We start from the raw sequence: 23773 nt of genomic DNA, 5'->3' as shown, positions 1-23773 counted from the left end.
CTCTACAAAATGAAAGACGAACCCAAAGTGGATTCGTCTTCATCATAAAACTATTGCTTTAATTGTGCAAGACGGGCGCGAACCGCTTCACGTTTTTCTATATAGTCGCGCTCTTTTTTCCGCTCCTCTTCGACGACGTGCGCTGGCGCTTTTGCTAAAAATCCTTCATTGCTTAATTTCTTTTGCACACGCTCGACTTCTTGATCGAGTTTTTGTAACTCTTTTTCGAGGCGTTTCACTTCTTCTTCAATATTAATTAATCCTTCAAGCGGCAAGCTTAGTTCCGCACCTGTCACAACAGCCGTCATCGCTTTTTCAACAGTTGGAATGGCTGTGCCAATCACAAGTTCACTTGGATTGCAGAAACGCTCAATATATGAACGGTTTTTCTCAAGCGTTGTTGCAATGTGCTCGTCTTTCGCTTTAATGTGTAACGTAATTGGCTTGCTTAATGGAGTATTGACTTCAGCGCGAATGTTACGCACCGCGCGAATAATATCAACAAGCAAGCGCATTTGCTCAGCAGCTTCATGATTACTAAGTTCAGGACGAACTTGCGGCCACGGAGCAACTGTAATCGACTCTCCTTCATGCGGAAGCTGTTGCCAAATTTCTTCTGTGACAAACGGCATGAACGGATGAAGGAGGCGCATCGTTTGATCAAGCACATAAGCAAGCACTGAGCGCGTCGTCTTTTTCGCTTGTTCATCTTCACCGTATAACGGTAACTTCGCCATCTCAATATACCAATCGCATAAATCATCCCAAATAAAGTTATATAACACGCGACCGACTTCGCCAAACTCGTATTTATCTGCAAGTTTTGTGACCGTCTCGATCGTTTCATTTAAGCGCGTTAAAATCCAGTGGTCAGCAACCGTTTTTTCACCGTTTAAGTCGATGTCATCATACGTGAACCCTTCCATATTCATGAGCGCAAAACGAGACGCATTCCAAATTTTATTTACGAAATTCCATGTCGCTTCAACTTTTTCGGTGCTAAAGCGCAAGTCTTGACCTGGAGCGCTTCCTGTTGCTAAGAAATAGCGAAGCGAGTCCGCACCGTACTGATCGATAACATCCATCGGGTCGACGCCGTTGCCGAGCGATTTGCTCATTTTTCGTCCTTGTGCATCGCGCACTAATCCGTGAATAAGCACATCTTTAAACGGACGTTTTCCTGTAAATTCGAGCGCTTGGAAAATCATGCGCGACACCCAGAAGAAAATGATGTCATACCCTGTCACAAGCACATCTGTCGGATAATAGCGGTTGTAATCTGTCGCTGTTTCATCTGGCCACCCCATCGTTGAAAACGGCCAAAGCGCAGAGCTAAACCACGTATCTAATACGTCCGGATCTTGTTCCCAATTTTCGATGTCTGCCGGCGGTTCATGATCAACGTACACTTCGCCCGTTTCTTTATGGTACCATGCTGGAATGCGATGACCCCACCAAAGTTGGCGAGAAATGCACCAGTCGCGAATATTTTCCATCCAATGTAAGTACGTTTTTTCAAACCGCTCTGGGACGAAGTTTACTTTTCCTTCCGTCTTTTGCAATTCAATTGCAGCTTCAGCAAGCGGCTTCATTTTCACAAACCATTGCGTCGATAAATATGGCTCTACAACCGCCCCGCTACGCTCGCTATGACCGACTGCATGCATATGTTCTTCAATTTTAAATAGCACGCCTTGTGCTTGTAAATCTTTCACAATTTGTTTCCGGCATTCGAAGCGATCGAGCCCTTTATATTGAAGCGCATTGTCATTCATCGTACCATCTTCGTTCATCACAAGAACGCGAGGTAAGTTGTGACGGTTGCCGATTTCAAAGTCGTTTGGATCGTGCGCTGGCGTAATTTTGACCGCCCCTGAACCGAACGACATATCGACGTATTCATCACCGATAATTGGAATTTCACGACCAACAATCGGTAAAATGACTGTTTTTCCGATGAGATGTTTGTAACGTTCATCTTCTGGATGAACCGCAACGGCTGTATCACCAAGCATCGTTTCTGGACGCGTCGTCGCCACTTCAATATAGCCAGAGCCGTCAGCAAGCGGATAGCGCATATGATATAGCGCACCTTGTACATCTTTATATACGACTTCAATGTCCGATAATGCTGTTTTTGTTACTGGATCCCAGTTAATAATGTACTCTCCACGATAAATCAGTCCTTTTTTATATAGCGAAACGAACACTTCGCGCACCGCTTTAGATAGTCCTTCATCAAGCGTAAAGCGCTCTCGCGTATAATCGAGTCCGAGCCCAAGCTTTGCCCACTGGGAGCGAATATGCCCAGCATACTCTTCTTTCCATTTCCACGTTTCTTCAACGAACTTTTCACGTCCTAAGTCGTAGCGCGTCTTTCCTTCATTGCGCAACTTTTCTTCGACTTTCGCTTGCGTGGCAATTCCCGCATGATCCATGCCTGGAAGCCATAACACATCGTATCCTTGCATGCGTTTCATGCGTGTAATAATGTCTTGTAACGTCGTATCCCATGCATGTCCTAAATGAAGTTTCCCTGTCACGTTTGGCGGTGGAATGACGATTGTAAATGGCTTTTTCGTTTCATCGCTTGTTGCTTCAAAAAACTTCCCTTTTAGCCACCATGCATAGCGATTCGCTTCTACAGCACGATGATCATATTTTGGCGGTAACATACAAATCCCTCCTTCAATCAAATAAAAAACTCCTTTCATCCGAAAAGGACGAAAGGAGACTCTTTCGCGGTACCACCTTTTTTCTTAAGCGATGCTTAAGCACTCAAATCGATAACGGCGACGCACCGGCTTCTCCTACTTTCGTTCGAAGAAGCAGCTCCAGGGCGACCTTCCGACGACCACAAACCTAGGAAATCTCGCAGCTATTGATTTCCCTCTCTGCAAGGCGGGTTACGCCGTACTCTTCCCTATCTTCGCTTTTTTCTGTTCATACATAATACTATATAAAAATCATACGAATCGTCAATAAGGTTTGCCACATTTTCACTTCTTTATACATATGATAAAAAAGAAAAACTCCATGCGGAGCAAAATTGAAAAGGATGTGAGCATATGCGTAAACGTTACAACCCGTACGCTTGGCCACCGTGGCTAAGAAAACTTCGCTTCATTGCCGAGCAATGTATCATCCCGATTACCGTTGTTCAAGCTATTCGAACGATTTTATTTCCAACAACGATTGACGTCATTTTACTCGCTATTTTCATTCTTCTTTCCTTCGCTTTACATTACGATTGGATTTGATGTTGTTGCTTTTCTTCTTCCCATTTTCCAATGACATATTCAATATTTTTCATTTGCCAATATGCCCGTTGCCAAGCAGCTGTCAGTTGCCGGTCGTGTCGATGTTGTTCGTAGCGATGAATAAGTTGAACGAATACGTGCGGATCGGCAAGAAAGTGAAAAAACAATAACCGTTCATCTTCTTCAAGCGCCAATGTTTGTTCATATTGTGCAAGCCACTGTACCGCTTCATCACACGTCAACGGATACGTATACAAATATTGGCGAAAAAATAAGAGTAAATCATGAAATGGTGGAGCCCAGCGCGCCCGTTCAAAACTAATAAAATACGCTGTGCCGTCATCCCGTTCTACATAATGTTGGAACGACGGATGCCCATGAATGTAACAAATGCGTACGGTTTTTTTTTCTTTCATTCGCTCGCGCCATTCATTTAACGTATGTTCAGAAAACGAGATGGCGCGCATAATATCGAGAAAATGGGTGCAACATTGTAGCTGAAATGGGGACATATACCACTGTTTTTCACATTGTTCAATATGATGAGTTAATGTTTGTTTTGCCTTTTCAAGTGAGCTTTTTCGTTCCTTATAATAAGATTCGATTTCCGCTTCAGTCGTTTGTATTTCTTTTAATGAATGTTTATGCCATCGTGCTAAATCGTGAAAAAAAGATGATGTCGGATGTTTTTTTTGTTTTAACCAAGGCATCGTATAATACCATTGATTATCTCGTTTTTTCGCTTCATAAATAGGGACGGCAAGCGGAATGCGTAAGCGATAAGCTTGCTCAATCGCCTGCCAATGAGCAAATGAATCGATGCGTTTAATCGCGTATGTTCCATTTGTCGTTTCCCATTTTTGTACGCTCGCTTGTTTCATCACCATGCCGCCCTTTTATACTTTACTTGGCGTTGGAATGTATAGTAACTGACCTTCATGTACATCTGCACCACTTTCAAGGTGATTTGTACGCAACAACTGTTGAACAGATACGTCGTATCGCTCGGCAATCTTGTCCAACGAATCGCCTTGTTGGACGATGCAAATTTTCAAACGAGCAAACGCCTGTTCTTCATTTTTACCAAATAGTTTTGTTAAATATAACGCATTTTCATTTCGCTTTTCGTTCGTCTCCCTTCCTTTTAGTTCAAGTTGAAAAGACGTTTCTTCTCGTTTGCTCTCCTGTTCTTCATATCCCTTTTGAGTATCAACCTGTTCTTCTTCATGCTCTCCTTGAACATCAATCCGTTCTTCTTTATGTTCGTCATCATCAGCTACCTGTTCTTCATGGAGCATATAAAATGTCGGTACATTGACGATTGTTTCTTGTTCTTCTTTTTCTTCTTCATATACTTCTTGACGGGCAACAGCTTCAAACGGTTCAAAGTCGTCTACGTTGTACGCATCCCACTCTTCTTCGTCTTCTCGATCATCATCCATTTGAATACCGTGAATGGCCACTTCAGCAATAAGACGTAATTCGTTTTTCCGTAAGTCATAATCAAATGATTCGATCAGCACATACACTTGTTCAAGATCATCGACTCGCTCTTTTGGAACAGTTACGTCAATCGGAAATTGATGTAAAAATTCACCCGTTTCCTCATCATGCATACGCACTTGTTCAATGTATCGCCCGAGTTCAAATGTTTCAACATCTTCTCCATCTTCTTCATGTTTTGTATATTCTCCGGATAGTTCTAGCACACCACGAATATACACATAATCTTCTTGTTCCTCGATTGTAATTGTCGGTTGTAGCGAAATCGATAATAGTTGATCGACGTGATGTTCACGTCGAAACGCAATCGCTTCTTCAATTGAAAAACGCAACATGCTCATCTCTCCTTCAACGTCCAAGTCATTTCACATTACTATGGTTATGAGAAGAAAAAAAGAAGTATGCATAAAAAAAGCGATGCCCTAGAGGCAATCGCTAATTTTTGCAAACGCACGTCGCGCTGCTTCAATTGTTTTTTCAATATCGTCATCTGTATGCGCAGTGGACAAAAACATGCCTTCAAACTGCGATGGCGGTAAGAAAATGCCTTCATTCGCCATTTCTTGATAATAACGAGCAAATAAGTCTAAATCGGACGTTTTCGCCGTTTCGTAATTCGTAACACGTTCATTCGTAAAGAATATGCCGATCATCGAGCCAGCTTGGTTAATCGTATGTGGAATATCATACGCTTTTGCCGCTTCGCTTAACCCTTCTGCTAAACGGTTTGCTTTTTTCTGGAACGCTTTATACGTTTCTGGCGTCAGTTGTCGGAGCGTTTCATAACCAGCTGTCATCGCCATCGGATTTCCTGATAACGTACCAGCTTGATAAATTGGCCCACTTGGCGCAATTTTCTCCATAATATCCGCACGTCCACCGTATGCGCCAACTGGTAAGCCGCCGCCAATGACTTTTCCAAGGCACGTCAAGTCTGGTTTGACACCGTAATAACCTTGACCGCTATAATAATCGACACGGAAGCCAGTCATGACTTCATCAAAAATAAGAAGTGCACCGTACTCGTTCGTTACATCGCGCAAACCTTGCAAGAAACCTTGTTCTGGTGGAACGACTCCCATATTTCCAGCAACAGGTTCCACAATGACCGCCGCAATATCTTCTCCAAACTTTTCAAACGCATAACGCACGCTTTGTAAATCGTTGTATGGTACAGTAATCGTATGTTGGGCGATCGTTTCCGGCACCCCTGGGCTATCCGGCAAACCGAGCGTCGCTACACCTGACCCCGCTTTAATTAAAAGCGAATCGCCATGTCCGTGATAGCATCCTTCAAATTTGACGATTTTATTTCGGCCTGTGTAACCACGCGCTAACCGAAGGGCGCTCATCGTCGCCTCCGTCCCTGAACTAACCATGCGAATGATTTCAATGGACGGCATGCGTTCCATCACAAGTTTAGCGAGTTCATTTTCGATTAACGTTGGAGCACCAAAGCTTGTGCCCGTTTCCGCTACCCGCTTTAGCGCTTCCACAACTCGATCGTTCGCATGTCCTAAAATAAGCGGACCCCACGATAACACATAGTCAATATATTCATTGCCGTCAACGTCGTAAATTTTTGAACCTTTTCCGCGCGCCATAAAAATCGGATCCATTTTTACTGCCCGAAATGCGCGCACTGGGCTGTTTACACCGCCAGGCATGAGCTTTACCGCTTCAGCATACGCCGCTTTTGAACGTTCATAGCTACGCATTATTTTTCCTCCTTTAACCAGCGAGCAACATCTTTAGCGAAGTACGTTAAGATGACATCCGCCCCTGCTCGCTTCATGCTCGTTAACATTTCGAGTACAACCGCTTTTTCATCAATCCATCCGTTTTGGGCGGCTGCTTTCACCATCGCATATTCTCCGCTGACGTTATAAGCAACAATCGGCAAATGGAAATGATTTTTTAAATCGCGAATAATATCTAAATACGATAGCGCCGGTTTTACCATTAGAAAGTCGGATCCTTGTTCTACATCTGCTTGCGCCTCACGAAACGCTTCTAACCGATTGGCAGGATCCATTTGGTACGTTTTACGGTCGCCAAACTGCGGCGCGCTATGTGCTGCATCGCGAAACGGGCCGTAAAATGCGGACGAATATTTCACCGCATACGACATAATCGGCACATATGTAAAGCCTGCTTCGTCTAATGCGTGACGAATAGCTGCGACGAAGCCATCCATCATATTCGATGGAGCAATCACGTCCGCTCCAGCTTTTGCTTGGCTCACTGCTGTTTTCGCTAACAATTCAAGCGTATCGTCGTTGACGATCGTTCCGTTTTTTACAATTCCACAATGTCCGTGGCTCGTATAATGGCACAAGCACGTATCTGCAATGATAACAAGTTCAGGAAACTCACTCTTTATCGCGCGAATAGCACGTTGAACGACGCCGTGTTCACAATACGCTTGCGAAGCAACCTCGTTTTTTTCGTTCGGCACACCGAATACGATAACGGAGCGCACGCCTAATTCAACCGCTTCTCGAACGTCCTCAAGCGCATAGTCAAGCGACTGTTGATACACGCCAGGCATCGAAGGTACTTCATTTTTTATCTTTTCCCCTTCGATGACAAAAATCGGATAAATGAAATCTTCTACATGAAGATGCGTTTCACGTACCATCGCACGCAAATTCGCTGTTTGACGCAGACGACGATGTCGCGCAAATTGCATAGTTACTCACCTCTTGTTTGAAAATATTGATAAAGCTCTTGTACCATAGCATCAATTGTGTATGTATGAGGACAAACGTGAACAGGAATCCCTAAATCAAGCGCCGTTTGTTTCGTAATCGGACCGATACAGGCAATTGTGACGAAAGACAAATCGACGTTTTCTTTTGCGATCGCTCGTTCAAAACTGCGCACCGTCGACGAGCTTGTAAACGTGATGACATCGATGAGGCGCTGTTGAAGAAGAGCAACGACTTGCGACTTCGCTTCTTCATTTATCGTCGTTTCGTACACAATCCAATCTGTCACGTCCGCGATGTTATTCAATTGCTCGCGAAGGGTGTCGCGCGCTAAGTTTCCTTTCACAAGCAAGATGCGCGCATGCGTTGAAAGGAGAAGGGTCAACGACTCAGCTAAGCTCTCTGCGACAAATTCGATTGGAACGAGATCGACAACGATGTTTCGCTTTTGTAACGCTTTCGCTGTTTTTTCCCCTACCGCTGCCACTTTCGGCCACGTTGGTGGCTTTATTTCCCCAATTAGCTCGAAAAAATATTTTACCCCGTTTTGGCTTGTAAATACGATCCAATCATACGTATGCCACTCATTTACTAGCGCGTCATCCAATTGTTTTGCCCGCTCAATGCGAATAAGCGGCAGTTCAATTGGAATGGCGCCGTACCGCTCCAACGTTTGCGATAACGCTTTCGCTTGCGCCTTTTCGCGTGTTACAAGCACCCGCTTCCCCTTCAACATTTACTCCAGCTCCTTTAGTACACGCGCAATTAACTGTTTTGCTCCGCGGTCGATTAACCGTTGTGCCGCTTCCACTCCTATTTTTTCTGGATCCGTTCCTCGCACGACTTCTTTTAGCACTTCTGTTCCGTTCGGTGTCGCAACAAGCGCTGTAAGTACGATATCATCTCGATCAACATATGCATATCCAGCCACAGGCACTTGGCATCCGCCCTCAATGCGCTGTAAAAAGGCTCGCTCTGCCCGAACAGCACGTTCCGTTTGTTTATCAGTCAGTTGGTTTAACCAATACAATAGCTCTTCATCATCTTCCCGACATTCAATCGCCAACGCACCTTGTCCAACCGCTGGAACGCATACGTCAGTCGGCAAATATTGTGTAATCACTTCTTTTGCCCATCCCATGCGATGCAACCCAGCAGCAGCCAATATAATGGCGTCGTACGCATCCGTTTTTAGCTTGTTTAAGCGCGTATCGATGTTGCCGCGAATCCATTGAATGTTTAAATCTGGGCGAACGGCTAATAGCTGCGCCGAACGCCGCAAACTGCTCGTTCCAACAATCGCTCCACTCGGCAACTGCTCAAATGGAATATGTTTTTTAGAAATAAGTACGTCGCGATGATCTTCACGTTTCGGTACACACCCGATCGTTAACCCTTCAGGTAATATAGCGGGCATATCTTTCATACTATGGACAGCAAAATCAATTTCGCCATCGAGCATCGCTTGTTCAATTTCTTTCACGAATAACCCTTTGCCCCCAACTTTCGATAACGTCACATGTAAAATTTGATCGCCTTTTGTGACAATTTCTTTCACTTGAAATTCAAACGGCGCACCGAGTTGCTTTAGTTGCTCAATAACCCAGTTCGTCTGAGTTAACGCTAACTTGCTTCGGCGCGAACCAACAATGACTTTTCTCATCATGCTTTCCTCCAACAATCGCTAAAAATGAAATTGCGATAACGTACCAAACAAAAAGAAATTAATAAGCAAAATAAGAAATGAACCGATGTTCCAATACGCCATTTCTTTTCCTTGCATCCCTCTGACCGCTCTCCTATACAAATAAAAGCTGTATGTCGCAAATACGGTGAACGATCCGAGCACTTTGGCATCGTATAAAACGAAATGATCTACTTTCATATATGCCCAAACAATACCTAAAATTAAACTTAATAATAACACCGGTACGCCGACACCGTTTAACACGTATGCAAGGTCGTCTAACTTAGCTAAATCGCCGAGCCGCCACAATCGCTTGCCCCACTTTTTTCGCTTCAATAATCCGTATTGAAGCAAATATAAAAGGGAAAACATAAACGAAAGTGAAAACGCCCCGTACGATAAAATAGCCATCGTAATATGAATAAACAACAGTTCTGACATGAGCTGCTCAGCGATGCCGACAGTATACGGCGTCGGCGCGAACGTATGCAATGAAAGAATAAAAAACGCTAACACGTTTGTGAAAAAGACGAGGAAATCGACGCGCAGCCAGCCGTTAATGGCAAGCGACAACGTAATGAGCAGCCACGCGTAAAACGACAGCCCCTCCGCAAGCGTTAAAACAGGAAAGCGCCCTGTCTCCACCATTCTGAAGAAAAAGAAACATGTTTGCATCCCCCAAACAATAGAAAGCAACCCGAAAGCGATGCGGTTTGCTTTCCGGTTGTGATGAAGAAAATCAATAAAATAAAACAAAACGGACGATGCATGTAAAAGAAGCGAGAGTTCATACCATCTCGTCATTTCAAACATACGAACTCTTCCTTACGGTTGAAAAGATGGTTCAGCTACCCGCTCGTGAACACAGCTCATCTCTTTTTGTTGCTGCTTCACTTGTTGTTCAATGTTAAAAATTTTCATGAACAGTTGAAGCGCTTCTTCCGCATTGTCCTCTGCAGCTAACTCTTTTGCGCGTAAAATCGGATCGCGCAACAATTGGTTGACGATGCTTTTCGTATGTTTGTTTAACACCTTCCTATCTCGTTCAGATAAATGCGGCAACTTTCGCTCTAAGCTTTTCATCGTCTCCTCTTGAATAAGCATCGCCTTTTCACGCAAAGCAGAAATAATCGGAACGACGCCAAGCATATGCAACCATTGTTGGAACTCATCCATCTCTTCAGCAATCATGCGCTCAATTTGCTCTGCCGCTTTTTTTCGTTCCGCTAAGTTCGCTTCAACGATATCTTGCAAGTCATCGATGTCGTACAAGAAGACGCTATCTAGCTCCGCAAGCGCAGGATCTAAATCGCGCGGAACAGCAATATCAATCATAAAAAACGGACGACCTTTGCGCATTTTTTCAATGACTGCCATCGTCTCTTTTGTAATGACGTATTGTTTTGCACCAGTTGAACTAATTAAAATATCCGCTTCTAATAATGCGCATTGTAGTTGCGATAGCGGCTTCGCATCACCGTTAAAACGTTCAGCAAGCTGCTGTGCTTTCTCAAACGTCCGGTTGACAACCGTCACGCGCTTGACGCCGCTTCCGTACAAGTTTTGCAACGCCAATTCTCCCATTTTTCCTGCACCTAAAACGAGCACATGTTTATTTTTTAAATCGCCAAAAATTTTTTTTGCGAGCTCGACAGCTGCATAACTTACTGACACAGCATTAGCACCGATTTCTGTTTCGGCATGGGCGCGTTTAGCAAGCGTAATCGCTTGTTTAAATAGCTGTTTAAACACCGTGCCTATTGTGTTTTCTTGTTGCGCTAAAAGGAAACTTGTACGCACTTGCCCAAGAATTTGCGTTTCACCTAAAATCATCGAATCGAGACCGCAAGCAACGCGGAACAAGTGTTCAATCGCTTCACGCTCTTCATAAATACGCAAATACGGAACGATTTGCTCTTTATCGAGGCCAAACCAATCTGCTAAAAATGTTTTTATATAATAACGCCCTGTGTTTAATTGATCAACAACCGCATAAATTTCTGTACGGTTACATGTCGATACAATGACGTTTTCTAACATGCTTTTTTGCTTTTGTAGCGCTTTCATCGCTTCAACAAGCTCCGCTTGATTAAACGTCAACTTTTCACGAATTTCAACAGGGGCTGTGCGATAGTTCACGCTGACAACGACAACATACATTTCCCATCACCCCGAAGTTTAAAGTCATCTCATTCCATTATAGCACGTCTATTTTGTTTTTTCTTTAATAAAGTGTGAATACAATTTGACAACTTTCGGTCTTTCTTAAATGACGTTCATTTAGTAAACTAATGAACAGATGCTGTTTCAAGTGTCGCACGGAATTGGGGGATTTTCAATGAAAAAACGTGGTATTTTTTCCGGCATCATTTTAATTGGATTCGGTCTATACTTTTTGCTTGAACGATTTTCGCTTTTTTCATCTTTCCATACGTGGCCAACGTTATTGCTCATCATCGGGATTGCTTTTTTAGGGCAAGCGTATATCGAAAAGGACTACCATACCATTTTATCTGGTGTTGTATTTACAGGAATTGGCGTTCATTTTCATCTTTCTTCTCGTCTGTCATCGTGGCCGGATGATATTAGCGCATTGACGTTCATAGTGGCGATTGGACTTTTCATGCAATACGTGAAAACAAAACAAGCGCTACTTCCGACGATTTTACTGTTTGCCCTTTCGGTTATTTTTTTATTTTCCCAACCGCTTCAACAAGCGTTTACATCTGTGACGTTCGATTCGCTCATCCACATTTGGCCGCTCGCGTTCATTTTGCTTGGATTGTACTTATTGTTCGTGAAAAAAGGATAACTATGCAAAAAATGTGGGCAAATTACCCACATTTTTTGTTTACATCCATTTTTGTAATACGCCCCATACTTCGTCTTTTCCTTGACCGGTTTCTGCTGAAAAAATGATAAGCTCATCATCTCCGATAAGACGCAACGTTTCTTTTGCTACTTTTGCATGTTGTTGCCATTTGCCGCGCGGAATTTTATCTGCTTTCGTCGCGATCACGACCGTCGGAATATCGTAATGCTTTAAAAACTCATACATCATGACATCGTCTTTTGTTGGAGGATGACGTAAATCAACGATAAGCAACGCCGCTTTTAGTTGTTCGCGCGTCGTAAAATACGTTTCAATCATTTTTCCCCATGCTTCGCGCTCTGTTTTTGACACTTTCGCGAATCCATATCCCGGCACGTCAACAAAATAAAAACCGTCGTTAATGCGGTAAAAATTTAACGTTTGTGTTTTCCCTGGCTTCGATGACGTGCGGGCAAAATTTTTCCGGTTAATCATTTTGTTAATAAAAGAAGATTTGCCGACATTCGAGCGCCCAGCAAGCGCAAACTCCGGGAGTTGACCTGCTGGGTATTGTTCTTGTTTGACGGCGCTAATCACCATTTCTACGTTTGTAATTTTCATTGACCTTCACCTACCAAAGCATGTTCAAGCACATCATCAATATGTGAAACGAGAACAAATTGCATTTGTTTTTTTACAACTTCAGGGATGTCTTCTAAATCTTTTTCATTTTCTTTCGGCAAAATGACTTTCTTTAACCCTGCGCGATGGGCGCTCAATACTTTCTCCTTTACCCCGCCAATTGCAAGCACACGACCGCGCAATGTGATTTCACCAGTCATACCGACAAAACGGCTCACTCGTTTTCCTGTCAACGCCGAAATGAGCGCCGTCGCTATCGTAATTCCTGCCGAAGGCCCATCCTTTGGTACCGCCCCCTCTGGCACGTGAATGTGAATATCTAACTTTTCATGAAACTCTGGATCGATTCCGAATTCTTTCGCCTTCGAGCGAATGTATGTGAACGCTGCTTGGGCAGATTCTTTCATGACGTCACCTAGTTGACCCGTCAGCGTCAGCTTTCCTTTGCCAGGAGCAATCGATACTTCAATCGCCAACGTATCTCCACCAGCCGCTGTATACGCCAACCCTGTCGCCACGCCGACTTGATCTTCACTTTCAGCTTGTCCGTAATGATATTTCGGCTTTCCTAACCATTCACTAACGTTTTTTTCTGTTATGACAACGCGCTTTCGTCCCTCAGATACGATTGTTTTTGCAGCTTTGCGACAAATGGAAGCAAGTTGGCGTTCTAAATTCCGCACACCTGCTTCGCGTGTATAATAGCGAATCACTTGCATGAGCGCTTCATCGCGCATATGAAGCATACGCTTTTGCAAACCGTGCGCTTCCATTTGTTTTGGCAATAAATGTTCTCTTGCGATATGAAGCTTTTCAATTTCCGTATAGCTCGGAATTGTAATGACTTCCATTCGGTCTAGCAGCGGACGAGGGATCGTTGCGAGCGTATTCGCTGTCGCAATAAACATCACTTTCGATAAGTCATACGGTTCTTCAATATAATGATCGCTAAATGAATGATTTTGTTCCGGGTCCAATACTTCGAGTAACGCCGCAGACGGATCACCGCGAAAATCGTTCGACATTTTATCAATTTCATCAAGTAAAAATACAGGGTTAATCGTTCCAGCTTTTTTCATCCCTTGAATAATACGACCTGGTAAAGCACCGACGTACGTACGGCGATGGCCGCGAATTTCCGACTCGTCACGCACACCACCAAGCGAAATGCGGACGAAACGTCGATTTAACGTTTTCGCGATTGAACGAGCAAGCGATGTTTTTCCAACCCCCGGCGGTCCTACTAAACAAAGAATCGGTCCTCGTAACGAATGCGTCAATTGTTGGACAGCTAAATATTCCAACACGCGCTCTTTTACCGTTTCGAGCCCATAATGTTCTTCGTTTAAAATGTTTTCAGCGCGATGAATATCGTGAATATCTTCTGTTTGTTTCGTCCATGGTAACGCAAGCAACCAATCTAAATAGTTGCGAATGACCCCACTTTCTGCAGAGGCAGCCGGCACTTTTTCATAGCGTTCAAGCTCTTTTAATGCAGTTGCTTTCACGTGTTCCGGCATACCTGCTTGTTCAATTTTCTCGCGCAACGATTCAATTTCACCAGCTTTTCCTTCTTTTTCGCCAAGCTCTTTTTGAATGGCCTTCATTTGCTCGCGTAAGTAATATTCTTTTTGCGTCCGCTCCATCGATTGTTTCACGCGTTGGCTAATTCGTTTTTCTAAATGCAAAATTTCTTTTTCGTTATGAAGAATTTGAATGATTTGATGGACGCGTTCTTTCACATCAACCGCTTCAAGCAACCGTTGCTTTTCTTCAAGTTTTAACGGCAAATGAGAAGCGATAATGTCCGCCATTCGCCCCGCTTGTTGAATGTCCATGACAGACGTATAAATATCGGCGGACAATTTTTTAGAAAGCTTTATGTATTGCTCAAAATACTCAAGCATTGTGCGGCGCAATGCTTCAAGTTCCATATCGTCCTTTTCATTGTCGGTAAACTGTTCAATTTGCACGACATAGCAAGGATCTTCACTTACCCATTTTAATACTTTCCCGCGTGATATTCCTTCAACGAGCACACGAAACGTTCCGTTCGGCAACTTCAATAATTGCTTCACCCGCGCAACCGTCCCCATATCATATAAATCTTCAAGTTCCGGATCATCAATTTGTACGTCTTTTTGCGACGTTAACAACACGAGATTGTCTTCAACCATCGCTTTTTCTAGCGCCTGCACAGATTTTTCCCGTCCAACATCTAAATGCAATACTGTCGTTGGAAACACAAGTAATCCTCTTAACGGCAAGAGTGGAATCACTTTATTTTTCTTTCTCGCCACAACCCGCACCTCCATCATACTTCTATTGCCCTATTGTATAGTACATTATAGAGTTTGTAAAATCTTTCATCGTAAAAAATCGACTTCAACGCTCCGTTGAAGCCGACTGCTTTCACATAAGTTCTGTTTTCGGCACATGGTGACGCATCGGAACAGAACGAACGTGTTCGCGAAATAAGAAAGAAAGAACATCACCGATATGGTCAACTGGAACGATTTCAATTTCTGTCACTTGTCTTAAAATAGATTGCATATTGCCACGTGGAATGATGACTGTTTTCGCTCCAGCTTGTTTGGCCGCTTTCACTTTCGGGAAAATACCACCAACTGGTTTGACGTTGCCGTGTACACCAATTTCTCCTGTCATCGCGACCGTCGGGTCAATCTGTAAACGATAAATAGCTGAATAAATGCCTACTGCCATCGCTACACCAGCAGAAGGACCGTCAATTGGAACACCACCTGGAAAATTCACATGAATATCATATTGGTCAGCAGGAACGCCGAACGTGCGTAAAACGGTAATCACATTTTCAATGGAGCCGCGCGCCATGCTTTTTCGCCGAATAGATTTTCCTTGCCCGCCGATTTGCTCTTCTTCCACAATGCCAGTCATATTGATCGTTCCTTTTTCTTTTGCTGGCAATACGGCAACTTCAATTTCTAATAACGCCCCGCTATTTGGACCGTGAACTGCTAGTCCGTTCACTAATCCAATTTTCGCTTCTGTCCCTACCTTTTTTTCATAACGTGGTGATAATTGACTCGATTGAATGACCCATTCAATGTCTTGACGTAAAATTTTAGACCGTTTCTCCGAAATAACAATACCCGCCGCAATTTGCAACGTGTTGACTGCTTCCCTTCCGTTGCGCGCGTACATCGCTAGCTCATTTACCGCTTGTTCTTCAATTGGAAGATTCACTTTTTCTGCTGCCTTTTTCACAATTTGGGCAACTTCTTCTTGTTCTAAATCTCTAAAAAATACTTCCATACAACGTGAGCGAATAGCTGGCGGTATTTCATTTGGCGTGCGCGTCGTAGCGCCGACGAGCCGAAAATCAGCCGGTAATCCGTTTTGAAAAATATCATGAATATGATTCGGAATGTTTGGATTTTCCTCACTGTAATACGCGCTTTCAAAAAATACTTTGCGATCTTCTAACACTTTCAACAGCTTGTTCATTTGAATGGGATGCAATTCACCAATTTCATCAATGAATAGTATACCACCGTGGGCGTTTGTCACCGCCCCTTGCTTCGGTTGCGGAATACCTGCTTGTCCCATCGCCCCCGCTCCTTGATAAATCGGATCGTGTACAGAACCGATGAGCGGATCAGCAATGCCCCGTTCATCGAAACGTGCTGTCGTTGCATCTAATTCAATAAATACAGCATCCTTTCGAAACGGAGATAACGGATTTTTTTTTGCTTCTTCTAATACGAGACGAGCCGCTGCTGTTTTTCCAACGCCAGGCGGCCCATAAATAATGACATGTTGTGGATTCGGTCCACATAACGCAGCTTTTAACGCTTTTATCCCATCTTCTTGACCGACAATATCGTCAAACGTTTTTGGACGCACTTTTTCAGCAAGCGGCTCCGTTAATGAAATGGAACGCATTTTCCGAAGTTGCTCCATCTCTTTTCTCGCTTCTTTATCGATCGAAATTTTTTGTGTTCGTTGGCTTTTTAATAAATTTAAAAAGTATAGGCCGATCACGATCCCGAAAAACAACTGAATCATTAATGCGATATTTGTCCAATTCATGCTCGTTCCTCCTGCGTATGTATTGTACGCATAGTATCTCCGAACAAAAACAGAAATAAACAAAAAAACCGCCTTTCTCATCGAAAGGCGATTTTAAACTTAAGCGGACGTTTTTCTTTCATACTCAACGACCGTTCCATCTTGTAAAATGAGAAGCGGCGCTTTTTCTCCGCGTACCGTTTGTGCAGTGATGACACATTTTTTCACATCTTCACGCGACGGTAATTCAAACATAACATCGAGCATAATACCTTCAATAATTGAACGCAATCCGCGTGCCCCTGTTTTCCGCTCAATCGCGCGTTTGGCAATTTCACGAAGCGCTTCTTCTTCAAATTCAAGTTCAACATCGTCAAGCTCAAGCATTTTTTCATACTGCTTCACGAGCGCATTTTTCGGCTTCACTAAAATATCGACAAGCGCGTCTTCATCAAGCGGCTGCAAGCTTGTAATCACCGGAAGACGACCAACAAACTCTGGAATTAACCCGAACTTTAATAAGTCTTCTGGCAACACTTTCGATAATAAATCTTTTTCTTCAACTTCAGCTTGCACATCAGAGCTAAAACCGATTACTTTTTTACCGAGTCGCCGCTTAATAATTGGCTCTAAACCGTCAAACGCTCCCCCGCAAATGAACAAAATGTTTGTCGTGTCAATTTGGATAAACTCTTGATGCGGATGCTTGCGCCCCCCTTGTGGCGGCACACTCGCGATAGTACCTTCTAAAATTTTTAATAATGCTTGCTGTACCCCTTCACCAGATACGTCGCGCGTAATGGAAGGATTTTCTGATTTCCGCGCAATTTTGTCAATTTCATCGATGTAAATAATTCCTTTTTCTGCTCGCTCAATATCATAATCTGCAGCTTGAATGAGCTTCAACAAAATATTTTCAACGTCTTCACCTACATACCCGGCTTCTGTAAGCGATGTCGCATCAGCGATCGCAAACGGCACGTTTAAGATGCGTGCAAGCGTTTGAGCGAGCAACGTTTTTCCGCTTCCTGTCGGCCCGATCATTAAAATGTTACTTTTTGCTAATTCGACGTCATCAATTTTACTGTTTGAATTAATGCGTTTGTAATGGTTGTACACTGCCACAGAAAGCGCTTTTTTCGCCTCATCTTGTCCGATGACGTACTCATCTAAAATTTCGCGAATTTCCTTCGGCTTCGGCACATCTTTAAACTCGACTTCTTCTTCCGATCCAAGCTCCTCCTGCACAATTTCAGTGCACAATTCAATACATTCATCACATATGTATACGCCTGGGCCAGCAACAAGCTTGCGCACTTGTTCTTGCGTTTTGCCGCAAAACGAGCATTTTAACTGCCCTTTTTCATCATTAAATTTAAACATGTTTTCACCCCTTATTCCTTTACGATCATATGTACATAAAAATGAAAAAACGTTATGTATTCGTCATTTTATCATAAATCTTTAAAAGTATGCCAATAAAAATGCAAATGTGCGTGAAAAGTTAGAAAACTTTCATAGTGATTTATATGTGGAAAGAACAAGGCACGTGTGGCACCTTGTTCTTTCTCTTCTCATTATGCAACAACTTTGCTGTTTTCAACAAGGAAATCGATCGCTTTGCGCATTTTCAAATCTTCTTTTAAGCCGTCTACTGTGCCTAAAAGCTCTTTTAACTTATCTACTGATAAGTTATATAAGTTAGCCATTTCTTGCAATTCTTTTTCTACTTCTTCTTCTGTGACGTCGATGTTTTCTGCTTTTACGATCGCTTCAAGCGTCAACGTTACACGAACACGTTTTTCTGCCTCTTCCTTCATTTGTTCACGAAGAGCTGCTTCATCTTGTCCAGAGAATTGGTAGTATAAATCAAGGTTTAATCCTTGCATTTGTAAACGTTGCTCAAACTCGCGAATCATACGGTCTGTTTCGTTTTTAACCATCACTTCTGGAATGTCCATTTGCGCATTTTCTGTCGCTTTTTGAACAACGGCATCGCGAAGTGCAGCTTCTGCTTCTTCTTTTTTCTCTTTTGTTAAGCGGTCTTTAATTTTTTCTTTTAGGGCATCTAATGTTTCTACTTCTTCATCTGCATCTTTCGCAAATTCATCGTCAAGCGCTGGAAGTTGTTTTGTTTTCACTTCATGCAATTTGATTTTAAATACTGCTGGTTTGCCCGCTAATTGTTCCGCATGATATTCTTCTGGGAACGTCACTTCAATGTCTTTTTCTTCTCCAGCAGCCATGCCGATTAATTGTTCTTCAAATCCAGGAATGAATGTACCTGATCCGACGACGAGCGAATAGTTTTCTGCTTTTCCACCTTCAAACGGTTCACCATCAACGAATCCTTCGAAATCGATGACGACTGTATCCCCGTTTTCTACTGTTCCTTCTTCTTTCACAACAAGCTCAGCGTGGCGTTCTTGTAAACGTTTTAATTCTTGCTCCACATCTTCATCAGTTACCGTGTCGTCTAATTTTTCTACTTCAAGCCCTTTATATTGACCGAGTGTTACTTCTGGCTTCACTGTCACTTTTGCAGTGAAAATTAAGCTTTTTCCTTTTTCCATTTGCTCGATGTCGATTTCTGGACGATCGACTGGCTCGATGCCTGTTTCTTCAACAGCTTTTGCGTATGCCTCTGGCAATAAAATATCTAACGCATCTGCGTATAATGATTCAACACCGAAACGCTTTTCAAATAAAGAGCGAGGAATTTTACCTTTACGGAATCCTGGAATTTGTACTTTTTTCACTACTTTTTTAAACGCTTCGTCTAATCCTTCGTTCACTTTTTCAGCGTCTACTTCAACTGTAAGAACGCCTTGGTTGCCTTCGAGTTTTTCCCATTTCGCCGACATGCTCATTTCCCTCCAACTTCAAAAATTCATGTAAATGAACTACATATATGTAGGCATACACGGTTTTATGTGTAATACAACCACTATATTATACCATACAATCATATACTTTCAACAGAAAGCCACAATTTTTCTACCTCATAAAGTTTGGCAACAAGCGGATGTGTACATATCATTTCGCCATTTTCGCATTGTTGAACATATATATGTAGGGCATCTGCCCATTGTTGTACCGGCTGTTCTGGTAGAAATGGATATATCATAAACATGTAGCGAATCCATATTTGCTTGCTCCACTCGTACATCGTCGGATTTTGCTTTGCCCACGTTTGATCGACGATGTGAAGCACTTGCTCTGAAAATTGTTCTTGTTTTCGCTCATCGAGATAAGCGGGAACAACGGTCATCGTTTGGCCAAATTTTTTAACGGTCATTTGCTCCGTCACTTGTTCTTTTTTTAACGTTTGCAATATTGTCGTTTTTACAGCGGGATGGTTCGTTTCATCGCGCAAATAGCGAGCAAACATAGGAACAAGATGCAACACAACATTCCGCTCCAGTTGCTGAAGGACGCGAAGTTGGGCTGTCCATTGATCGCTTTCGAAAATGGCTTCATACTGTTTTTTCTTTTGTTCCTGATGTGAGCGAACCATTTTTTCACTAAAATGCAAAAGCGGTAACAATGAGGTGCAGTCGATCCCTTTTTGTTGCAACGTTTGAATAACTGCAATCACTTCATCGTACTGCTGCAAATGGACGAGCATAGAAATGTATATTGTCCAATCCCCTGTTCCACGCGCCAACAGCTGTTCGCACTTTTCTTTCGCCTCTTTGATTCGTCCCATTTCAAACAGGCAAACGACAAGCGCCATGTCCACATCATCGTCGTTCAAATTGAACTGCTGCAATTGTGTAAAATACGTATATGCTTCCTTGTATCGTTTTCCTTTTAACGCATCCATTCCTTCAGCCAACAACCGCTCTTTAATATAGGGGTGCGGAATGACTTTTCGATTTTTCACTTGTACCCACCTTCATGTACATTTATTTTTCAGTTTAACAACATTTGCCTATAAACTCAATAAAAAACGCCCTTGACAACTTGTCAAGAGCGCGATTGTTCATAAGCAACGATATGCGGCTCATACACGAACGTTAAGTCGATTTCGTCCCAACCTTTTAAAAGAAGCTGTTTTCGATACGGGTCAATGTCAAATGCGCTTGTAAATCCTTCGTCATCAAAGACGACTTGCTGCTCAAGCGAAATGGTGAGCTCATAGTCTGACCGTTGCGCCTGTTTCAATAAATACGCAACGTCTTCTTTCGATAGCTTAATAGGGAGTAAGCTATTTTTTAAACAGTTGTTGTAAAAAATATCTGCAAATGAAGGAGCAATAACAGCACGAAAGCCGTAATCAGCAAGCGCCCACGGAGCATGTTCGCGCGATGAACCACAACCGAAATTTTCATTGGCGACTAAAATTGTCGCTCCTTCATTTTCAGGACGGTTTAATTCGAACTGTGGATTTGGCGTACCATCAGGGAGATAACGCCAATCGTAAAAAAGAAATTTACCAAATCCCGTTCGTTCAATTCGTTTTAAAAACTGCTTCGGAATGATTTGATCCGTATCCACGTTGGCACGATCTAACCCCGCTACTTTTCCTTTATGAACAACGAATGGTTCCACTTTTTCCACTCCTATCGTACCGTTTCTTTATATAGCGTACGCACATCGACAAAATGGCCGTAAATGGCCGCGGCTGCCGCCATCGCTGGACTCACTAAATGCGTACGTGCACCTTTTCCTTGACGTCCTTCAAAGTTTCGGTTTGACGTTGAAGCGCAATGCTCGCCTGCTGGTACAGTATCTGGATTCATTCCGAGACACATGCTACAGCCGGAATCACGCCATTCGAAGCCAGCATCAATAAAAATTTGAGCAATTCCTTCTTCCTCCGCCTGCTTTTTCACTTGCTGAGAACCTGGAACGACGAGCGCTCGAACACCTGGGGCAACTTTTTTTCCTTTTACAATTTGCGCCGCTTCCCGTAAATCGCTTAAGCGAGAGTTCGTACATGATCCGATAAATACATGCTGTACAGCAATATCTGTCATTTTTGTCCCCGGCTTTAACCCCATATATTGCAACGCTAACCGCACTGCTTTTTGCTCCGTTTCTGTCGCAAACTGTTCAGGATAAGGAACCGTCCCATCGATCGGAGCGCTCATCGCTGGTGTTGTGCCCCATGTGACCGTTGGGGCAATTTCACTTCCATCTATATGAATGACGCGGTCATACACCGCCCCTTCATCTGTACATAACTGTTTCCATCGTTCAACCGCTTGTTCAAACGCTTCCCCTTTTGGTGCGTATTTTCTTCCTCGCAAATAAGCAAACGTCACATCATCTGGCGCAATTAATCCCGCTCGTGCTCCCGCTTCGATCGACATATTGCAAATGGTCATTCGCTCTTCCATTGATAGACGACGAATGACGTCACCTGTAAATTCGAGTACATATCCTGTACCGAAATCAACACCGAACTTACCAATAATAGCTAAAATGACATCTTTCGCCGATACACCTGGTGCTAGCGTACCTGTAACATGAACTTGCATCGTTTTTGGACGGTGTTGCCATAGCGTTTGTGTCGCTAACACGTGCTCCACTTCGCTCGTTCCGATGCCAAACGCTAGCGCTCCAAAAGCGCCGTGCGTTGACGTATGGCTATCACCGCAAACGATTGTTTTTCCCGGTTGTGTTAATCCAAGTTCCGGGCCAATGACGTGTACAATCCCTTGCTCTGGGCTGTTTAAATCGGCAAGCGGAATGCCGAACTCACGACAATTCCGCTCTAGTGCTGTCATTTGATTTTTCGCCACTTCATCTTCAACAACAAACCGGTTCACCGTCGGCACGTTATGATCCATCGTTGCAAATGTTAAATCTGGGCGGCGCACTTTTCTCCCTTTTTGCCGCAATCCTTCGAACGCTTGTGGAGACGTGACTTCATGAACGAGATGTAAGTCAATATATAATAAGTCCGGTTTTCCTTCTTCACGATACACAACGTGTTCATCCCAAATTTTTTCAATAATCGTCTTTGGCGCCACCACAATCTCCTCCTACACATATACTTGCATAATTCGTTCGATCGCTACGTCGTCTAAAATCGCATCTTTTACTTTTTCAACCATTTCCGTCGTTGATAGTACACAATCGCCGTGTTGGGCGATGTCTGCTGTTCGATACCCTGCGTCTAGCACTTGCTTGACCGCCTGTTCAATGATATGCGCCTCTTCTGTCAATCCAAAAGATAAACGAAGCATCATTGCCGCTGACAAAATAGTTGCAAGCGGGTTCGCTTTATTTTGTCCTGCGATGTCCGGAGCAGAACCGTGAATCGGTTCGTATAATGCTGGCCCATCAACAGATAAGCTCGCTGAAGGAAGCATGCCGAGGGAACCTGTTAACATGGACGCTTCATCACTTAAAATATCACCGAACATATTTTCTGTTACGATCACGTCAAATTGTTTTGGAGAGCGAACGAGTTGCATCGCTGCATTATCTACAAGCATATGTTCAAGTTGAATATCTGGAAAACGTTTAGCCACTTGTTCAGCCACCTCTCGCCACATCCGGCTTGACTCTAGCACGTTCGCTTTATCAACGGACGTTACTTTCTTTTTCCGCTTTTGTGCTAGTGCAAAAGCAAATGTAATAATCCGTTCGATTTCTTCCCTTTTATAAAACAGTGTATCAACGACCGCTTCCTCCCCTTTTTCGATCCGGCGTTCACTTGGCTTTCCAAAATATAAGCCTCCTGTTAATTCACGAACGATAACAAAATCCGCCCCTTCAATCACATGTGGTTTAAGCGGGGAAGCGCCAGATAAACTGTCATAAAACGTAACTGGTCGAACGTTCGCAAACAAATTCATCTCTTTTCGAATTTGCAACAATCCTTTTTCTGGACGGAGATATGGCGGATTGCTGTCCCATTTCGGCCCCCCGACCGCACCAAGCAATACCGCATCGCTCTGTTTACACATGTGAAGCGTTTGTTCTGGGAACGGCGTTCCTTCACGGTCAATCGCTTCCCCGCCAATCAAGCCGTATGAAAAATGAAACGTATGCCCAAAACGATCACCAATTGCTTGTAAAACATTGACCGCCCCCTTTGTCACTTCTTTTCCGATACCGTCTCCCGGCAAAACAGCGATACGATACATAAAAC

20 protein-coding genes and 1 other annotated feature are annotated in these 23773 nt (G+C 43.3%); of the genes, 2 read left to right on the top strand and 18 right to left on the bottom strand.

Going from position 1 to position 23773, the window contains the following annotated elements:
• Positions 1-50: 50 nt before the first annotated feature.
• Complete coding sequence (locus K1I44_RS06485; protein ID WP_219985656.1) at positions 51-2675, bottom strand: valine--tRNA ligase; 2625 nt, start codon at positions 2673-2675, stop codon at positions 51-53.
• Between the two features lie 41 nt (positions 2676-2716).
• Positions 2717-2939 (bottom strand) — a binding site (T-box leader).
• Positions 2940-3068: 129 nt separating this feature from the next.
• Between K1I44_RS06485 and K1I44_RS06480 the strand changes: the two genes are divergently transcribed.
• Positions 3069-3260 (top strand): hypothetical protein, encoded by a 192-nt coding sequence (locus K1I44_RS06480; RefSeq protein ID WP_003396391.1) that lies wholly within the window; start codon positions 3069-3071, stop codon positions 3258-3260.
• Here the strand turns inward: K1I44_RS06480 and K1I44_RS06475 are convergent.
• From K1I44_RS06475 to hemA, 8 genes are all read right to left on the bottom strand, one after another.
• Complete coding sequence (locus tag K1I44_RS06475; RefSeq protein ID WP_003396393.1) at positions 3245-4141, bottom strand: protein kinase family protein; 897 nt, start codon at positions 4139-4141, stop codon at positions 3245-3247. The genes K1I44_RS06480 and K1I44_RS06475 overlap by 16 nt on opposite strands.
• A gap of 15 nt (positions 4142-4156) precedes the next feature.
• Positions 4157-5098 (bottom strand): LysM peptidoglycan-binding domain-containing protein, encoded by a 942-nt coding sequence (locus K1I44_RS06470; protein WP_219985655.1) that lies wholly within the window; start codon positions 5096-5098, stop codon positions 4157-4159.
• Between the two features lie 87 nt (positions 5099-5185).
• The gene (gene hemL, locus K1I44_RS06465; RefSeq protein WP_219985654.1) at positions 5186-6481 is read right to left on the bottom strand and encodes a glutamate-1-semialdehyde 2,1-aminomutase; all 1296 of its coding nucleotides are present in this window, start codon (positions 6479-6481) and stop codon (positions 5186-5188) included.
• On the bottom strand, positions 6481-7455 hold the full coding sequence (gene hemB / locus K1I44_RS06460; protein ID WP_219985653.1) for a porphobilinogen synthase: 975 nt from the start codon (positions 7453-7455) through the stop codon (positions 6481-6483). The genes hemL and hemB overlap by 1 nt, the downstream gene beginning before the upstream one ends.
• Before the next feature lie 2 nt (positions 7456-7457).
• Complete coding sequence (locus K1I44_RS06455) at positions 7458-8210, bottom strand: uroporphyrinogen-III synthase (protein WP_219985652.1); 753 nt, start codon at positions 8208-8210, stop codon at positions 7458-7460.
• On the bottom strand, positions 8211-9137 hold the full coding sequence (gene hemC, locus K1I44_RS06450) for a hydroxymethylbilane synthase (protein ID WP_219985690.1): 927 nt from the start codon (positions 9135-9137) through the stop codon (positions 8211-8213).
• Positions 9138-9158: 21 nt separating this feature from the next.
• On the bottom strand, positions 9159-9974 hold the full coding sequence (locus K1I44_RS06445; RefSeq protein WP_003396415.1) for a cytochrome C assembly family protein: 816 nt from the start codon (positions 9972-9974) through the stop codon (positions 9159-9161).
• A gap of 12 nt (positions 9975-9986) precedes the next feature.
• Entirely contained in the window at positions 9987-11321 is a 1335-nt protein-coding gene (gene hemA, locus K1I44_RS06440; protein ID WP_003396416.1) for a glutamyl-tRNA reductase, read from the bottom strand.
• Between the two features lie 178 nt (positions 11322-11499).
• Between hemA and K1I44_RS06435 the strand changes: the two genes are divergently transcribed.
• A complete protein-coding gene (locus tag K1I44_RS06435; RefSeq protein WP_219985651.1) occupies positions 11500-11973 on the top strand; it encodes a LiaI-LiaF-like domain-containing protein in 474 nt (157 codons plus the stop codon).
• A gap of 39 nt (positions 11974-12012) precedes the next feature.
• Here the strand turns inward: K1I44_RS06435 and yihA are convergent, their stop codons facing one another.
• The 9 genes from yihA to leuB form a co-directional block, all read right to left on the bottom strand.
• The gene (gene yihA, locus K1I44_RS06430) at positions 12013-12594 is read right to left on the bottom strand and encodes a ribosome biogenesis GTP-binding protein YihA/YsxC (protein ID WP_003396418.1); all 582 of its coding nucleotides are present in this window, start codon (positions 12592-12594) and stop codon (positions 12013-12015) included.
• On the bottom strand, positions 12591-14930 hold the full coding sequence (gene lon, locus K1I44_RS06425; protein ID WP_219985689.1) for an endopeptidase La: 2340 nt from the start codon (positions 14928-14930) through the stop codon (positions 12591-12593). The genes yihA and lon overlap by 4 nt, the downstream gene beginning before the upstream one ends.
• A gap of 97 nt (positions 14931-15027) precedes the next feature.
• The gene (gene lonB / locus K1I44_RS06420; RefSeq protein WP_219985650.1) at positions 15028-16686 is read right to left on the bottom strand and encodes an ATP-dependent protease LonB; all 1659 of its coding nucleotides are present in this window, start codon (positions 16684-16686) and stop codon (positions 15028-15030) included.
• Positions 16687-16785: 99 nt separating this feature from the next.
• On the bottom strand, positions 16786-18048 hold the full coding sequence (gene clpX, locus K1I44_RS06415) for an ATP-dependent protease ATP-binding subunit ClpX (protein ID WP_003396421.1): 1263 nt from the start codon (positions 18046-18048) through the stop codon (positions 16786-16788).
• Between the two features lie 194 nt (positions 18049-18242).
• Positions 18243-19529, bottom strand: a complete 1287-nt coding sequence (gene tig, locus K1I44_RS06410; protein ID WP_003396422.1) for a trigger factor — start codon at positions 19527-19529, stop codon at positions 18243-18245.
• Between the two features lie 101 nt (positions 19530-19630).
• Entirely contained in the window at positions 19631-20551 is a 921-nt protein-coding gene (locus K1I44_RS06405; protein WP_219985649.1) for a DUF3196 family protein, read from the bottom strand.
• 83 nt (positions 20552-20634) lie between these two features.
• Positions 20635-21219 (bottom strand): 3-isopropylmalate dehydratase small subunit, encoded by a 585-nt coding sequence (gene leuD / locus K1I44_RS06400; protein WP_003396425.1) that lies wholly within the window; start codon positions 21217-21219, stop codon positions 20635-20637.
• 11 nt (positions 21220-21230) lie between these two features.
• Complete coding sequence (leuC, locus tag K1I44_RS06395) at positions 21231-22646, bottom strand: 3-isopropylmalate dehydratase large subunit (protein WP_091701445.1); 1416 nt, start codon at positions 22644-22646, stop codon at positions 21231-21233.
• A gap of 12 nt (positions 22647-22658) precedes the next feature.
• Entirely contained in the window at positions 22659-23768 is a 1110-nt protein-coding gene (gene leuB / locus K1I44_RS06390; protein ID WP_219985648.1) for a 3-isopropylmalate dehydrogenase, read from the bottom strand.
• Positions 23769-23773 lie beyond the last annotated feature (5 nt).

Origin of the sequence: Anoxybacillus sp. ST4, assembly GCF_019448545.1 — a bacterium.
In the GTDB taxonomy this organism is placed as follows: Bacteria; Bacillota; Bacilli; order Bacillales; family Anoxybacillaceae; genus Anoxybacillus; species Anoxybacillus pushchinoensis.
Note: the sequence above shows the minus strand (reverse complement) of the source record. Positions and strands in the feature narration are given on the sequence as shown.

What these genes read in the sequence shown, in the direction of transcription:
- K1I44_RS06485 (WP_219985656.1), bottom strand. Translation starts at nt 2,675, where the DNA reads ATGTTACCGCCAAAATATGATCATCGTGCTGTAGAAGCGAATCGCTAT.
- K1I44_RS06480 (WP_003396391.1), top strand. Translation starts at nt 3,069, where the DNA reads ATGCGTAAACGTTACAACCCGTACGCTTGGCCACCGTGGCTAAGAAAA.
- K1I44_RS06475 (WP_003396393.1), bottom strand. Translation starts at nt 4,141, where the DNA reads ATGAAACAAGCGAGCGTACAAAAATGGGAAACGACAAATGGAACATAC.
- K1I44_RS06470 (WP_219985655.1), bottom strand. Translation starts at nt 5,098, where the DNA reads ATGTTGCGTTTTTCAATTGAAGAAGCGATTGCGTTTCGACGTGAACAT.
- hemL (WP_219985654.1), bottom strand. Translation starts at nt 6,481, where the DNA reads ATGCGTAGCTATGAACGTTCAAAAGCGGCGTATGCTGAAGCGGTAAAG.
- hemB (WP_219985653.1), bottom strand. Translation starts at nt 7,455, where the DNA reads ATGCAATTTGCGCGACATCGTCGTCTGCGTCAAACAGCGAATTTGCGT.
- K1I44_RS06455 (WP_219985652.1), bottom strand. Translation starts at nt 8,210, where the DNA reads ATGTTGAAGGGGAAGCGGGTGCTTGTAACACGCGAAAAGGCGCAAGCG.
- hemC (WP_219985690.1), bottom strand. Translation starts at nt 9,137, where the DNA reads ATGAGAAAAGTCATTGTTGGTTCGCGCCGAAGCAAGTTAGCGTTAACT.
- K1I44_RS06445 (WP_003396415.1), bottom strand. Translation starts at nt 9,974, where the DNA reads ATGTTTGAAATGACGAGATGGTATGAACTCTCGCTTCTTTTACATGCA.
- hemA (WP_003396416.1), bottom strand. Translation starts at nt 11,321, where the DNA reads ATGTATGTTGTCGTTGTCAGCGTGAACTATCGCACAGCCCCTGTTGAA.
- K1I44_RS06435 (WP_219985651.1), top strand. Translation starts at nt 11,500, where the DNA reads ATGAAAAAACGTGGTATTTTTTCCGGCATCATTTTAATTGGATTCGGT.
- yihA (WP_003396418.1), bottom strand. Translation starts at nt 12,594, where the DNA reads ATGAAAATTACAAACGTAGAAATGGTGATTAGCGCCGTCAAACAAGAA.
- lon (WP_219985689.1), bottom strand. Translation starts at nt 14,930, where the DNA reads ATGGAGGTGCGGGTTGTGGCGAGAAAGAAAAATAAAGTGATTCCACTC.
- lonB (WP_219985650.1), bottom strand. Translation starts at nt 16,686, where the DNA reads ATGAATTGGACAAATATCGCATTAATGATTCAGTTGTTTTTCGGGATC.
- clpX (WP_003396421.1), bottom strand. Translation starts at nt 18,048, where the DNA reads ATGTTTAAATTTAATGATGAAAAAGGGCAGTTAAAATGCTCGTTTTGC.
- tig (WP_003396422.1), bottom strand. Translation starts at nt 19,529, where the DNA reads ATGTCGGCGAAATGGGAAAAACTCGAAGGCAACCAAGGCGTTCTTACA.
- leuB (WP_219985648.1), bottom strand. Translation starts at nt 23,768, where the DNA reads ATGTATCGTATCGCTGTTTTGCCGGGAGACGGTATCGGAAAAGAAGTG.